The 13,706-nt window shown below is 35.0% G+C and carries 17 protein-coding genes; 15 read left to right on the forward strand and 2 right to left on the reverse strand.

Annotated features, from left to right (window positions below):
• Nucleotides 1-121 precede the first annotated feature (121 nt).
• Nucleotides 122-1,288 carry a TraB/GumN family protein gene (locus DS745_RS01050; protein ID WP_129076354.1) on the forward strand — a complete coding sequence of 389 codons (1,167 nt, stop codon included), beginning with the start codon at nucleotides 122-124 and terminating at the stop codon, nucleotides 1,286-1,288.
• 52 nt (nucleotides 1,289-1,340) lie between these two features.
• Here the strand turns inward: DS745_RS01050 and DS745_RS01055 are convergent, their stop codons facing one another.
• Nucleotides 1,341-2,321 carry a DUF2777 family protein gene (locus tag DS745_RS01055; protein ID WP_129076355.1) on the reverse strand — a complete coding sequence of 327 codons (981 nt, stop codon included), beginning with the start codon at nucleotides 2,319-2,321 and terminating at the stop codon, nucleotides 1,341-1,343.
• Nucleotides 2,322-2,462: 141 nt separating this feature from the next.
• Here DS745_RS01055 and DS745_RS01060 point away from each other — a divergent pair, with 141 nt between their 5' ends.
• From DS745_RS01060 to DS745_RS01070, 4 genes are all read left to right on the forward strand, one after another.
• Complete coding sequence (locus DS745_RS01060; protein ID WP_129076356.1) at nucleotides 2,463-2,756, forward strand: HNH endonuclease; 294 nt, start codon at nucleotides 2,463-2,465, stop codon at nucleotides 2,754-2,756.
• Nucleotides 2,757-2,839: 83 nt separating this feature from the next.
• Complete coding sequence (locus DS745_RS24405; RefSeq protein ID WP_161568134.1) at nucleotides 2,840-2,977, forward strand: hypothetical protein; 138 nt, start codon at nucleotides 2,840-2,842, stop codon at nucleotides 2,975-2,977.
• Nucleotides 2,978-3,057: 80 nt separating this feature from the next.
• Complete coding sequence (locus DS745_RS01065; protein WP_241657682.1) at nucleotides 3,058-4,008, forward strand: TRM11 family SAM-dependent methyltransferase; 951 nt, start codon at nucleotides 3,058-3,060, stop codon at nucleotides 4,006-4,008.
• Between the two features lie 380 nt (nucleotides 4,009-4,388).
• Entirely contained in the window at nucleotides 4,389-5,303 is a 915-nt protein-coding gene (locus DS745_RS01070) for a metal ABC transporter substrate-binding protein (protein WP_129076357.1), read from the forward strand.
• 47 nt (nucleotides 5,304-5,350) lie between these two features.
• Here the strand turns inward: DS745_RS01070 and DS745_RS01075 are convergent, their stop codons facing one another.
• Nucleotides 5,351-5,695, reverse strand: coding sequence for a hypothetical protein (locus DS745_RS01075; RefSeq protein ID WP_196121169.1), 345 nt, complete (start codon nucleotides 5,693-5,695; stop codon nucleotides 5,351-5,353).
• A gap of 200 nt (nucleotides 5,696-5,895) precedes the next feature.
• On the opposite strand from DS745_RS01075, the gene DS745_RS25000 reads away from it, so the two are divergent.
• The 10 genes from DS745_RS25000 (at nucleotide 5,896) to DS745_RS01125 (ending at nucleotide 13,661) form a co-directional block, all read left to right on the forward strand.
• Nucleotides 5,896-6,108 (forward strand): hypothetical protein, encoded by a 213-nt coding sequence (locus DS745_RS25000; protein ID WP_129076358.1) that lies wholly within the window; start codon nucleotides 5,896-5,898, stop codon nucleotides 6,106-6,108.
• Nucleotides 6,109-6,252: 144 nt separating this feature from the next.
• Complete coding sequence (locus DS745_RS01085; protein WP_129076359.1) at nucleotides 6,253-6,414, forward strand: DUF1540 domain-containing protein; 162 nt, start codon at nucleotides 6,253-6,255, stop codon at nucleotides 6,412-6,414.
• A 377-nt stretch (nucleotides 6,415-6,791) separates the two neighbouring features.
• Nucleotides 6,792-7,661: a DMT family transporter gene (locus tag DS745_RS01090; RefSeq protein WP_129076360.1), complete on the forward strand. Its 870-nt coding sequence runs from the start codon at nucleotides 6,792-6,794 to the stop codon at nucleotides 7,659-7,661.
• Between the two features lie 172 nt (nucleotides 7,662-7,833).
• Entirely contained in the window at nucleotides 7,834-8,262 is a 429-nt protein-coding gene (sufU, locus tag DS745_RS01095) for a Fe-S cluster assembly sulfur transfer protein SufU (RefSeq protein ID WP_129076361.1), read from the forward strand.
• Between the two features lie 26 nt (nucleotides 8,263-8,288).
• Nucleotides 8,289-8,828, forward strand: a complete 540-nt coding sequence (gene dcd / locus DS745_RS01100) for a dCTP deaminase (protein WP_129076362.1) — start codon at nucleotides 8,289-8,291, stop codon at nucleotides 8,826-8,828.
• Between the two features lie 96 nt (nucleotides 8,829-8,924).
• Entirely contained in the window at nucleotides 8,925-9,908 is a 984-nt protein-coding gene (locus DS745_RS01105; protein ID WP_129076363.1) for a CobW family GTP-binding protein, read from the forward strand.
• Between the two features lie 79 nt (nucleotides 9,909-9,987).
• Entirely contained in the window at nucleotides 9,988-10,257 is a 270-nt protein-coding gene (gene rpsN / locus DS745_RS01110) for a 30S ribosomal protein S14 (protein ID WP_129076364.1), read from the forward strand.
• Between the two features lie 32 nt (nucleotides 10,258-10,289).
• On the forward strand, nucleotides 10,290-11,339 hold the full coding sequence (locus DS745_RS01115) for a CobW family GTP-binding protein (RefSeq protein ID WP_129076365.1): 1,050 nt from the start codon (nucleotides 10,290-10,292) through the stop codon (nucleotides 11,337-11,339).
• Nucleotides 11,340-11,367: 28 nt separating this feature from the next.
• Entirely contained in the window at nucleotides 11,368-12,546 is a 1,179-nt protein-coding gene (locus tag DS745_RS01120) for a GTP-binding protein (protein WP_129076366.1), read from the forward strand.
• 143 nt (nucleotides 12,547-12,689) lie between these two features.
• On the forward strand, nucleotides 12,690-13,661 hold the full coding sequence (locus DS745_RS01125; RefSeq protein ID WP_129076367.1) for a CobW family GTP-binding protein: 972 nt from the start codon (nucleotides 12,690-12,692) through the stop codon (nucleotides 13,659-13,661).
• Nucleotides 13,662-13,706 lie beyond the last annotated feature (45 nt).

The following is a 13,706-nucleotide window of genomic DNA, read 5'->3' on the forward strand; positions in this document are numbered from 1 at the left end:
ATTCCTAGGGGCGACAAGTAATGTCGCCCTCATGTTTTAAGTTTAGTAATTGAAATTTGGCTTGTTTTCCCTCATAATTGATTTAACAGATTGGGACAAAGTGTCTAAAGGAAGGTAATGTATGTCAGAAGAAAACATAACGAGAATAGATCTAGATGGCAAGGAAATAATCCTTATCGGAACAGCGCATGTTTCAAAAAAAAGTGCTGAACAAGTAAAAGAAGTGATAGAACGAGAGAGACCTGATTCGGTCTGTATTGAATTGGACGAGCAAAGATATCAATCAATTATGGATGGAAATAAGTGGAAAGAAATGGATATTTTTAAGGTTATTAAAGAAAAAAAAGCGACGTTACTCTTAATGAACCTTCTTATCTCTTCTTTTCAAAAACGTGTAGCGAAGCAATTTGGTATAAAACCTGGGCAAGAAATGATTCAAGGAATTGAATCGGCAAATGAGATTGGCGCAAACTTAGTATTAGCAGACCGTAATATTCAAATTACGTTTGCCCGTATCTGGCATGGAATTGGGTTGTGGGGGAAGGCAAAACTAATCCTACAAATTTTTGCAAGTATCTTTAATAATGAAAAGATTTCAGAAGAAGAGCTTGAAAAACTTAAGTCTCAAGATATGCTTAATGCTATGCTAGATGATTTTACAGTGGCCTTTCCAAGGTTAAAGGTTCCTTTAATTGATGAACGTGATCAATATCTTGCTCAGAAAATTAAAGAAGCGCCAGGAAACAAGATTGTTGCTGTTTTAGGCGCAGCTCATGTACCTGGTATAAAGGAAGAAATCCACAAGGAACAAGACTTAGCAGAAATTTCGAAACTGCCACCAAAGTCAAAGGCTCCAAAAATTATTGCATGGATGATTCCAATTATTATATTAACTCTTATTGCCTATACGTTTTATGCAAACCCAACAGCTGGTATGCAACAGACAATAAGTTGGATCTTATGGAATGGTTCATTTTCGGCTTTAGGAGCAATTATTGCTCTTGGACATCCACTTGCAGTCATTACGGCATTTATAGTAGCACCGATAAGTTCTTTAAGCCCTCTTATGGCAGCAGGCTGGTTTGCTGGTTTTGTACAAGCTTATTTTAAACGCCCAAGTGTAGGTGACTTTGAAAACCTTTCGGAAGATGTTTATTCGGTTAAGGGTTTTTGGAGTAATAAAGTAACGCGAATTTTATTAATTGTAGCTCTTGCTAACCTAGGGAGTACTTTAGGGACATTTATTGGTGGAGCAGATGTTGTTCGTTTGTTCTTAGAAAACCTATAGTTGATAGTTACGCACTTATCATAGAAAAAAACTGGAGAAATCTCCAGTTTTTTTATTTCGAGTTTTCTGTTGTATACGTCATTAGCAACCGTTTCCCTTTGCTATTTGTAAATTCAAATCGATCGTAGGTGATGTCTTCACCATCGTCATTAATTTCACGCTCATAGTGGTGTTGAACGAGCAGTGTATCGGTTCCTTTTTGATAGGAGATAAAGTTAACTCCTTTAAAGTTTTTCTCATCTTCTGAGGCAAGATATTGATTTAGAAGCGTATTATGACAATTTACACAATCATCATGAGTCATTTGAAATTTTTGTAGCCCGTTATTTAATGAGTCTAGAGCAGGTTTTTCTAGTTCATTAACAAATATGTGATAAGGATCAAATTGATCTTTATTTAAACGGATTTGACTACCTTCCTTTACCAAATGACTTTTTTGTTTATTATCAACAAAGTATAAATCCTCATCATAATGAACAGTAACCCAACGACCTTTTACGCGAATTTGAAAATCAAATGGACAATCATTTAATGGAACTTGATTGTTGTTTTCGTCAATGATATAAGCAAAGTCATCTTCTTTAAACACTGTATAGTATTGAAAATCTGTCTCCTCTGACTCATCCAATTCATAGGTAGAATCTACTTTCTGTAATTCTAATTGAAGCTCATGTAACACACGAGCGATTTTGTTCTTCTCTTGTTGAAAGTGAGTCACCTCGTTAAGCAAAACATGAACCAGAGACTCGTGATAGCTAGTTTGCGTATCTATATCTCCTGCAGGTTCAATTTTAGAGCCTGCAACTTCATAAGTTTGACCACTAGTAAAAGGTGGTCGTGTAAGCGCATGTTCTTTTTCATCAGTTAAATTTTGTACTGGATATTGTTCAATTGCAATAATGGTAACTTTTCCTCGCCAAGGTTTTTTAGGCTCAGCGATGATATCGATTAATTCCCCAAGATAGCTACCTAATAGTGGATCAACCACACGAATGTGCTTCCCAATATAATTATTTGCTTCTTTTCTATTCATGAGTAACCCCACTTTGTATTCATAATTAGTTTATCTAGTTTCATTATAGTATATTTTGTTCGACTTGAGAAATGATTATCATTAGCCACTACAGAGAAGCCTTATCCATGATTGAGAAATAAAAGGAGAGATCTTTTACAAATGGATGTAAATCATTGCGAATTATGCAAACGAGATGGTGTTAAAACAACAATTCATCACCTTGTTCCTCGAGAAATGGGTGGTAACTATGGTCCGAAAGCGGATTTATGTATCCCTTGCCATAAGCAAATTCATGCACTTTTTACAAATGAACAGTTGGCAGCAAATTTATCTACAATAGAACAATTAGAAGCCAACGACGAAATGCAAAAGTATTTAAAATGGATCAAAAAACAGCCTCCTACAGTTCTTCCAAAGCTAAAGAAATCTAAGCAAATGCGAAAGAAGCATTAAGGTGCAATTATAAGGAAGAAGTATGGTATTTGGTACATTAATAGTAAAGGTAAGGTCAAAATAAAGATATAGGGGGGATACTGATGGAAATTGAGAAACAAAGGTTTTGTCCTAACTGTAAAAAAGAAACGAAGCATAAAGTTAGAGAAGATGCTCTAGAAATAGAGTATCGGTGCTTAGAATGCCAGTTTGAAGAAGAAGTAATTAAAACGTTTTTTTGAGACACAAGTATAGTACTTGTGTTTTTTCGTGCGTACATGGATTATATACTAGTAGATACACAATAAGAGGTGGAAACGACTTGATAAATACAAGAGATAATAAAGGAACTTACATATATACCTATTCCTATCATGAGGATGAACAATCCTTGTGTTTACTAGAAATGCGAATGTTTTTTGGTTTTGATAAAGCGTCAAAGTACCTTGCAAGTCCTATAAATGTTCATCCAAGCCGAAGTCCGTTTATGAAGGAGAAAATTGCTGTGTATGTTGAGAGCAAAAGTATTGAGGAGTTATGGACGAAAATTAAAGGTTTTGAGGTACCAGAGACCAAAACGTATAAAGTGGTTTTTGTTAACTTAGATAAAGGAGATAAGCTCAGCTTTAAGGAGCGTAGAAATATAGAGCGTCAGGCTGGGCTTCTCTTAAATGGAAGAGTCGACCTAAAGGAACCTATGGTTGAGTTTGGAATTATGAATGTAAATGGACGCTGGGTCTTTGGTGAGCTAGAACGAAGTGAAGCGGTTTGGTACAAACACCAAATGAAGCCACATCAATATTCAACGGCCTTAAGTACTCGAGTAGCTAGAGCGGTTGTAAACATTGCTGTTCCTAATCCAATAGGTGTAAAAGTCATTGACCCTTGCTGTGGAATTGGCACTGTTTTAGTAGAAGCTCTTTCAATGGGGATAGATATTGTAGGTAGTGACATCAATTTTCAAGTACTGCCAGGGACAAGAGAAAACATTGCTTATTTCGGCTTTCATACAGATGTCACGTTGTGTGACATTCGGGATGTGACCGAATTTTATAATGTTGCAATTATTGATATGCCTTATAATCTTTGTTCAGTCTTGCCCACCGAGGAAAAGATGGAGATGCTACAGAGCGCTAGAAACATTGCTGATAAGGTTGTTATCGTAACTGTGGAGCCATTGGAGGAAATTTTAGAAGAAGTAGGGTTACATATCGTTGACCGCTGTGTAGCAAAAAAGTCCTCCTTTACTAGGCAGGTCATTGTATGCACATAGACTAGCAGATACAATGAACATTTTTTGTTTATGTGCATACTATGCTATTGTTATTTACTCATTTTAATTTGTTAGAAAGTTCTTGATATATTCATCGATACTTATTTACAATGAAATTAAGTTTTTCCTTAAGGAAACATTTTTAGTAAGGGTTAAAATAAAGGCACTTGTCTAAAATAGCTGAGTGCTTTCTTATTTAGGCAAAAAGTTTCCTTAAGGCAATAAAATTAGTTGTGGACAAAAGGGGAGTGGATGATGAAAGCATTAAGAGATCTTAATCCAATTACAGGTGTGTATTCCTTGTTAATTGTCGGCTTATTGGCAGTTCATCACTTTGTTTTATAATAGAAAAAAATTTTCGAAATTGAGAGGAGAAAAAAATGTTTAAATTAAAAGCGTTAATCGTATCATTGAGTTTCCTGGTATTAGCAAGTTTAACTTTAATTGGATGCAGTTCTGAAGAGGCGACTAGTCCTGGGGAAGAAGCAGAAGGTTTAACAATTATTACGAGTTTTTCTGTCCTAGATGATATCATCAAAAATGTCATTGGAGATCGTGGAACAGTTTCATATATCATCCCAATCGGAGAAGAACCACATGAGTATGAGCCAGTTCCTAGTGACTATCGCAAAGTAAGTGAAGCGGATGTGTTCTATGTAAATGGACTTGATCTAGAAGAATGGTTAGAAAAAGTAGTTTCAAATGTATCTGACACAGAAATTGTAACGCTTTCTGATGGAGTAACACCAATTCCTTTAGTAGGCGATGACGAAGCGGATCCACACGCATGGTTAAACCCTAAAAATGTCATTACTTATGTAGAAAACCTTGTGGCCGACTTAGTGGCAAGAGATCCAGGTGGAGAAGATATTTACCGTGCGAACGCAGAAGCGTATATCCAAGAACTTGAGGAATTAGATACATGGATTAGAGAGCAAGTCGCAATAATTCCCGAGCAACAGCGTGTAATTATCGTTAGTGAAAATGCCTTTAAATATTTTGGTGAAGAATATGGTTTCCATACTGATGGAATTTGGGAAATTAACTCTCTTGAAGAAGGAACACCACAGCAATTTGCTCGTTTAGCCGAAGTAATTAAAGACCGTAATGTTCCTGCTGTGTTTGTTGAGACAACAGTTGATACTCGTTATATGGAAACTGTGTCAAAAGAAGCTGGAGTAACAATCGCAGGTGAAGTGTATACGGATGCTGTAGGCAAAGAAGGTAGCGGTGCAGAAACATTTATTAAGATGATCAAACATAACGTAAATGTGTTTGTTGATGGGCTAAAATAGCTATAAGTTAAAAACTCCTACAAGAGCGTAGGAGTTTTTTTATGTTCCTATGTGACAGTTACCAATTCAACTGGACCATGGTCATCGCAATGGTCACCATGTACATGGTGTAGGCGACCGTTAACTAGATAATCAAAATGATCGCCATGAGGCACTAGTTCATGACCGCAATCTTCTTCGTGAGTACAACCGCAATTCATTGGTTTACATTCTGCAGGATTAATTGCAGATACTTCGATTTTACATTCATCCCAATGCCCATCATGCTCATGATGAAGATGTCCATCATGAATATAATCAATATGATCATTGTGTCTTATTTTTGTATGCCCACATGCAATACTATGCTTATGGGAATGGTTAGTGTGAATATGGTGTTCATGAGTAGTCACAGAAATCCCTCCTCTACTATCATGAAGTATTCCCTATAAAAGAGGAATTTAATAAGATAATAAAGGGATATTATGTAAAAACAAGGTATTTAATTGAAAATTATTATCATTATCAATTATTTGTGGTAAATTTAAAAAAGAATATCTGAGCGATTGGATAAGTAAACATAATAATGAGTACATAAACGGAGGGGATATACTTGTTATTAGTTTGTAAAGCCCATATAAAACAAGGATTGCAATATCTGAATACACCGCATATTGTACCAATCAAAGAAGAAAATTTTAAAGGGTGCTGTGTATTTTGTCAGCAGATAGCAGAATATAAGTTGTTTTATTCTATCCCGATTCCCAAAAGTCATCGACTAAAAGTTCAGGAGATGATCCAAAGAATTGTCAGCTGTAGTCACTAATTTTATAAATGATAAAAGACCTTACACCAGTATATACATGATTTGTAAGGTTTTTTGTGATGAATAAAAAATCTTTATCAACATGAGCTGAATGATACAAATGATATTTGTCCATCCTATTTAAAGAAACGGAGGTGAATATCAATGGCACAAGATGTATTATGTGAAGTAAGCAACTGTGTTCACAACATGGAGGGTAACAAATGTGGTGCAGACGCAATTTATGTTGTGAGTCATAAAGGGAAAGAAGCTTCAAGACAGGAAGAAACAGATTGTAAAACATTTGAACCAGAAGCTGGTATGTAATTGTAATGAATGGGTAGTTCGCGCTACCCATTTTCAATATATAGTATTGATAATTATTATCAATTATATACTTATGTATTAAAAAATTGTTACATAAATGGAAAGAGAAATTTAATTTAATACTATACACCTTCCTGCTGGGTAGGTGTATTTGTTTTTAAAAGCAACAATGTTTACGAAAATATTAAATTTAGTTTGACACTTTAAAGAAATTTGATTATATTTTGATATGATAATAATCGTAATTGTTTTGATTTATAAAAATTCAGTAAGATTGGACGGGATTGCAACGATTGTCCTTGACATATTTTTATGACCGTAATTAGCTTCATAAAAGAAGAATGATTTTTGATATTAAAATAGAATGAGGGTAACAAATGAAAAATGGTGTTCTTTTAGCTGTATTTTCTTCACTTATTTTCAGTATTATGAATGTCTTAGTCAAAGCTGTAAGTGTCAATATTCCTACAGCAGAAGTGGTTTTTTTTCGAAGTATAATTGGAGCCCTTGTTGTATTGTTTATGATGAGGCAAAGTAAAGTCTTCTTTTCGAAAAACGGAGTTCCATTACTGGTGACAAGAGGAATACTTGGTGCTCTTTACTTACTTGCGTATTTTTATGCAATTGCCAATATGCCACTTACAGATGCAAGCATACTTGTTCATTTATCACCTATCTTTGTGGTCATTCTTTCTAGTATTTTTTTGAGTGAGAAGCTGAGTAAAGGTGTTGTCCCGTTTGTTATCCTTGCTCTTCTAGGAGCAATTTTGTTAGTTAAACCATTTCACTACTCTACTTATTCATTAGTAGCCATAGTTGGTGTATTAAGTGCATTGTTTGCAGCTGGTGCTTCCATATCTATTCGTTTACTTACCAAATCACATCATAAATACGAAATTATTTTTTACTTTTTAGCTACGGCTACGTTAGTATCAATTCCTTTAATGTGGCATAACTTTGTTATTCCTTCATTTATTGATCTTCTGTATTTGATTGGGATTGCGCTTATTTCGTTGCTCGGTTTAATAGTCCTAACAACGGCCTTAACTCATGAGAATGTTATTATCGTGGAGATAGTGAGATACATTGGGATATTCTTTAATGCAATTTGGGGCTTTGTGTTTTGGGTTGAAATTCCTGATTACTATACCTTACTGGGTGGGGCATTAATCATTGGAGCTTGTATTGCCTTATCAAAAGTCAGGGAGAGACCTATTAACTTAACTCATAAGCAAGTTGCAAAGTAAATAATAGAAACTGTGTCTCGTTATGAGGCACAGTTTTTATAAATGTAGAGAACTTTATCATTGTGTATGAGAGACGGTCTCAATACAAAATTCTTTACATAGATTTTTTATAAATGTATCATTTATAAAACGTAATAATTACTGTTTATATTAAGGTAAGGAGGGAGACATTTTGTTAGACCAAATTTATCGACAGCTAGTTATTGATCATGCAAAAAATCGGCGTAACTATAAACGCTTAGATGGCCCTGATGTAAAACACATTCATTATAAAAATCCAACCTGTGGTGATGTAATGACTTTATTTTTAACGGTAAAGGATCATCGTATCAATGACATCTCCTTTGTAGGAGAGGGTTGTAGTATCAGTATGGCTTCAGTCTCAATTATGACCGAGCTCTTAAAGGGCACTGACATTGAAGAAGTCATAAAACTGCGTGAAGGAATGGAAAGAATGATCCGTTATGGAGAAATTCCTTCTGACTGCGATTTAGGTGATGCCCTAGCATTAGTGGGAGTTCATAAGTTAAGAGCACGGCATAATTGTGCTTTAATGGGTTGGCAGGCATTAGACCGCGTACTTGAACTGAAGAAAGACTAATAATTTGTTGAAATGAGGAGAAAGATTTGATTTTAACAGGAAAAACCATTGCTGAAAAGGTAAAAAATATAGAACTTGTCATAGAGCCAATTTCTTCAGAACAATTTCAACCAGCCTCTGTAGACTTACGACTAGGTGACCATTTTTTAACGATTGATGAACATAGTAACGGCATCTTGTCTTTAGATACACAGGCAACGTATCGGGAAATAGTCGCACAAAATGGAACGATTATTCTACCACCACGTTCATTTTTATTGGCGACAACTCTGGAGACAATTGAACTTCCGAACCACTTAACTGCATTTGTAGAAGGGCGTAGTTCGATTGGGAGGCTGGGATTGTTCATTCAAAATGCGGGCTGGGTAGATCCAGGATTTAAAGGACAAATCACTCTAGAATTATTTAATGCAAACAGCTTGCCGATTGAGTTAGCGGTTGGTAGGAGAATATGTCAGTTAGTGATTGCTGAAGTGAATGAAGAGGCTGAAGGGTATATAGGAAAATACTTAAACCAACGAGGCGCAACCCATAGTCAGATTTATAAAGACATAGAAGTGAAATAAGGTGCTATCTGTATAACTAGTAATATAAATGGGTATAATCTTTTTATGTAAAACGAAATAATTACGATTTATAAGATGCAGGTTGGAGGAAATGTAATGGTACTTAGTACAAGGAAAATTCCTGTAACAATATTAACAGGATATTTAGGTGCTGGAAAAACAACACTATTAAATCGAATTTTAACAGAAAATCACAATGAGAAAGTTGCGATTATCGTCAATGAATTCGGTGAGGTAGGGATCGATAACCAATTAGTGGTTAATTCAGAAGAAGAGATTGTAGAAATGAATAATGGTTGTATTTGTTGTACGGTCCGTGGGGATTTAATTCGTATATTAAAGACTCTCATCTACTCAATGGAAGAGGGAAATGTGAAATTTAATCGTGTCCTTGTTGAGACGACTGGGTTAGCAGATCCAGCACCTGTAGCCCAAACCTTTTTTATGGACCAAGCAATCGCTGAAAAATTTGAAGTAGATAGTATTGTTACTGTCGTGGATAGTAAACATATCACGAAGCATTTTGATACCAAAGACGAAGCGCAAGAACAAATTGCTTTCGGAGACATTATTATTCTTAATAAGACAGATTTAGTCAATGATAAGGAATTGGATGATGTAGAAACTAGGATTGAGAGTATGAATTCAACAGCTCGTAGAATACGTAGTAAAAATTGTGATGTAAGCCTTAAAGATATATTAGGTATTCACTCTTTTGACCTAAACGTAAAGCTTGAAGTAAATCCGGATTTTTTAAATGATCATCACCATCATCATCACAATAATAAGGTGACATCAGTCGCATTTGTAGAAGAGAGACCATTGGATATGAGAAAAGTTGATGAATGGATGAGTTACTTAATCCAAGAAAAAGGTGAGGATCTTTTACGTTATAAAGGAATTATGAATGTGAAAAATTCAAAGCAACGAATTGTTTTTCAAGGCATCCATATGTTATTTGCGGGCAAGGCAGATCGCACATGGCGTGAAGATGAAAAGAAGATTACCCAACTTGTGTTTATAGGGAAAAATCTAGATAAAGACGAACTACAAAGACAATTTGAAAATTGTATTGCTTAATAACTTTACTTTTACAAACAAAGAGAGTAATGTTATAAACAGTAATGATAACGATTATCAACTAATAGGAGGGGTTAGAATGGCAAAAAAATCGAAAATTGCAAAAGAAAAAAAACGTCAAGAACTCGTTGCTAGATATGCACAACTTCGTCGTGAATTAAAAGAAAAAGGGGATTATGAAGCTTTAAGGAAACTACCACGCGACTCTTCACCAATACGTTTGGCAAGAAGGTGTGAAGCTACCGGAAGACCAAGAGGGGTCTTAAGAAAGTTTAAGCTGTGTAGGATTAAATTTCGTGAGTTAGCTCATAAAGGTCAAATTCCAGGCGTTAAAAAGTCAAGCTGGTAAAAGTAGTTTTTTAGAAATTGGGGGTGAGATACATGAGAATTCCGGTCGTACTTGTTAGTGGTTATTCGGGTAGTGGGAAAACGACGATCATTAATCAATTCATAGCTTTTTCTAGCAGTAAAAAAGCAGCAGTGATTAGCTATATCTCGACTAACATCACCGTAGTTGAGCAAATCCACGAGGCAAGAAAAAGAAAATCACTACTACATGAATGTTTATTCGTGAGGAGAGTTAGTACTACTCAACAACTAAAGACTAGCCTTGAAGAACTGGTTGTAAAGAATTGTGTTGATGTTGTATTTGTCGAACTAGGTGCGACTGTCAATCCTCATGTTATTGCCGATGAACTGTGTAATTCAACACAATCGTTGTTTGAGATAAAAACTATTATGACAATCATTGATGGACAAAATTTTTGGCTAGATTTCACATCAGATACTGAATTCTATGTCCATGATGCGGATGGCTATGATAAAGAGGCAGTTGCTGATATTGTAGTTAGTCAAATTGAGTTTTGTAATTCCGTGATTATCAACAAAACTAATGGCATAAGCAGGGAAAGCTATCATGAAATTACATGGGTATTAAAAAAGTTACAGCCAACTGCAGAAATAGTGGAATTAACTAAAGGCTTGAAATACGAAGAACTAGCTGATAAAAATCCATTTATTTTAACAAAAACGAAACTATCAGCTGGATGGATAAAAGAATTAAATCAAAAGCAAAACCGGTTACAACTGATTGGTGAATATGGGATAGGTTCTTTTGTCTATGAAAGAACTGTTCCTTTTCATCCAGAAAGGTTTCAACAGTGGTTTTTGCAATATCCACAAGAAGTAATTAGGACGAAAGGTATTGTTTGGTCGTTATCTGACCTTGCAACACCATTATTATTCTCGCAAGCAGGTCCTTCATTAACGTTAGAAGAAGGCGGTAGTTGGGATAGTATCCAAAGAAAATCACAATTAGTCTTTATTGGTATCGATATTGATCGCGAACAAATTGTAGCACAATTAGATGCATGCTTAGCAACAGAACAAGAATCTCAACAGCTGGGTTTACATGATCGAAATCTAATATAAAACCCCATAGAAAGAGTAGGAGTATAAAATGACAACAAAAATTCCTGTAACAGTATTAAGTGGCTACTTAGGGTCTGGAAAAACGACCCTATTAAATCACATCTTAAAAAATCGTCAAGGGTTACGTGTAGCCGTGATTGTTAACGATATGAGTGAAATTAATGTTGATGCTGATATCATTGACAAAGGAGGCTTTAAGAGAACGGAAGAGAAGCTAGTAGAAATGTCTAATGGCTGTATTTGCTGTACTCTTCGTGAGGACCTTCTTTTAGAAGTTGAAAAACTCGCAAAACAAGGAAACATTGATTATATTGTGATTGAATCTACAGGGATTTCTGAGCCAGTTCCCGTTGCACAGACATTTTCCTATATAGATGAAGAAATGGGCATTGATCTAACAAAATATTGTCAATTAGATACAATGGTTACGGTGGTGGATGCTAACCGTTTTTGGCATGACTTTGAAAGTGGCGAGACACTTCTAGAAAGACAGCTAGCGCTAGGAGAAGACGATACTCGTGATGTTGTAAATCTATTAATTGATCAAATCGAGTTTTGTAATGTCCTAATCTTAAATAAATGTGACATGTTAAGTGAAGAAGAGATTCATAGACTAGAAGGTGTACTTAAGAAGTTACAACCTGAAGCGAAGTTAATCAAAACAGAATATAGCAACATAGACATAAATGAAATAGTAAATACAAAGCTTTTTGATTTCGATAAAGCAAGTATGTCAGCAGGTTGGTTAAAGGAATTAGAAGGTGAGCATACACCAGAAACAGAAGAATATGGGATTAGCTCGTTTGTTTACCGTCGTAACTTACCATTTCATTCTGAACGCTTTCTTCATTGGTCAGATGATTTTCCTGATGAAGTCGTAAGAGCCAAAGGTATTGTTTGGTGTGCATCAAGAAACAACTTAGCAATTCTCTTATCGCAAGCAGGTCCAACGAAATCATTAGAGCCTGTTTCGTATTGGGTAGCATCTTTACCTACGTTAGAAAAGGAGAGTATTTTGCGGGATAACCAACATTTGTTAGAAACATGGGATCCAGAATTTGGTGACCGAAAAACAGAACTAGTTTTTATTGGTATTGATATGGATAAAGAACAGATCACAAAAGAATTGGATCGATGCTTAATTACTCCTGAAGAATATGATCAAGACTGGTCTTTATTTGTTGATCCGTTTCCTTGGAAGGTATAGACATAGATTAGTAAATTTGTAGTTTGAGTTTCCAGTATTGTCTGGAAACTTTTTTCATAGACATAGATCTAAATAGTAATAATTCCGACTTAATTCAACTATAGTAATGAAAGAGGTTGAAATTTTTGTTTCGGGGTGATTATATGTCAAGAGTTCCAGTGTTTATTTTAAGTGGTTTTCTAGGTAGCGGTAAGACAACATTGCTAAAACGAATGTTACTGGCCAGTCATAAAAAGGGTTTAAAACCAGCAATTTTAATGAATGAATTAGGCAGTACAGATACAGATGGTCAGATTATTAGTGAAGGTAGTAATGATATTCTTGAAAAACTATTAGATGGGTGTATTTGTTGTAGCAAAAAAAATGAAGTAGTAAGTTGTATTGAAAATTTACTCATCCAAAACCCAGATGTTGTTTTTATTGAGTTAACGGGGGTTGCAAATCCTGAGGAGGTTGTTGACTCAATTACTGAGCCACAGCTAATTGATAAGTTATATGTTGAAAAGATCATTACGATATTAGACTCTGAAAATATCTTAGAATATAATAGCATCCTTGCAGCAGATAAAGTAATTGTTGAAACAAACCGCCGACAAATCGAAGTAGCCGATATGTTAGTTATGAATAAGATAGACTTAATTACGAGTTCTAAAAAAGAAAAAATTGAAAAGATGATTAAAAAGCACAATGGCTCATCACCGATTTATTATACTTCCTATAGTGACATTGACGTAGATTCTCTCTATGTCAATTTAAAGCCAGTGAAAAGAAAGACAATGATGATAAGGATTGGGAAAGAAAAAGCTGTACATCACCACCATCATCATAATCAAAACAGTTCTTTTTCAAGAATTAACACAATTTCGATACCTATTAAACAAGTAACTTCTACTAAAGTTATTGAAAAGTTCTTAAAAAAATGGCAGCCTAACTTGCTTCGAGCGAAAGGGTATGTACCTATAAAGGATCAAACACTTCTGATGCAATCAGTGATAAAACGAACAACTTGGGAAGCAACGAATTATGAGGGCGATTATTATCTAGTTTTAATTGGGATTAATTTAGATGAAGCAAACATCAAAAGAGAATGGGAGCAATGTTTAGTAGTGAAATAAAAAGGCTTAGGCCTTTTTATTTTGACCAAAACGTAATAATTATGT

Origin of the sequence: Anaerobacillus alkaliphilus (genome assembly GCF_004116265.1) — a bacterium.
GTDB classification, from domain to species: Bacteria; Bacillota; Bacilli; order Bacillales; family Anaerobacillaceae; genus Anaerobacillus; species Anaerobacillus alkaliphilus.

Excerpts from the sequence above, each read along its gene's own strand:
- DS745_RS01050 (WP_129076354.1), top strand. The coding sequence starts at position 122 with ATGTCAGAAGAAAACATAACGAGAATAGATCTAGATGGCAAGGAAATA.
- DS745_RS01055 (WP_129076355.1), bottom strand. The coding sequence starts at position 2,321 with ATGAATAGAAAAGAAGCAAATAATTATATTGGGAAGCACATTCGTGTG.
- DS745_RS01060 (WP_129076356.1), top strand. The coding sequence starts at position 2,463 with ATGGATGTAAATCATTGCGAATTATGCAAACGAGATGGTGTTAAAACA.
- DS745_RS24405 (WP_161568134.1), top strand. The coding sequence starts at position 2,840 with ATGGAAATTGAGAAACAAAGGTTTTGTCCTAACTGTAAAAAAGAAACG.
- DS745_RS01070 (WP_129076357.1), top strand. The coding sequence starts at position 4,389 with ATGTTTAAATTAAAAGCGTTAATCGTATCATTGAGTTTCCTGGTATTA.
- DS745_RS01085 (WP_129076359.1), top strand. The coding sequence starts at position 6,253 with ATGGCACAAGATGTATTATGTGAAGTAAGCAACTGTGTTCACAACATG.
- DS745_RS01090 (WP_129076360.1), top strand. The coding sequence starts at position 6,792 with ATGAAAAATGGTGTTCTTTTAGCTGTATTTTCTTCACTTATTTTCAGT.
- DS745_RS01105 (WP_129076363.1), top strand. The coding sequence starts at position 8,925 with ATGGTACTTAGTACAAGGAAAATTCCTGTAACAATATTAACAGGATAT.
- rpsN (WP_129076364.1), top strand. The coding sequence starts at position 9,988 with ATGGCAAAAAAATCGAAAATTGCAAAAGAAAAAAAACGTCAAGAACTC.
- DS745_RS01115 (WP_129076365.1), top strand. The coding sequence starts at position 10,290 with ATGAGAATTCCGGTCGTACTTGTTAGTGGTTATTCGGGTAGTGGGAAA.
- DS745_RS01120 (WP_129076366.1), top strand. The coding sequence starts at position 11,368 with ATGACAACAAAAATTCCTGTAACAGTATTAAGTGGCTACTTAGGGTCT.
- DS745_RS01125 (WP_129076367.1), top strand. The coding sequence starts at position 12,690 with ATGTCAAGAGTTCCAGTGTTTATTTTAAGTGGTTTTCTAGGTAGCGGT.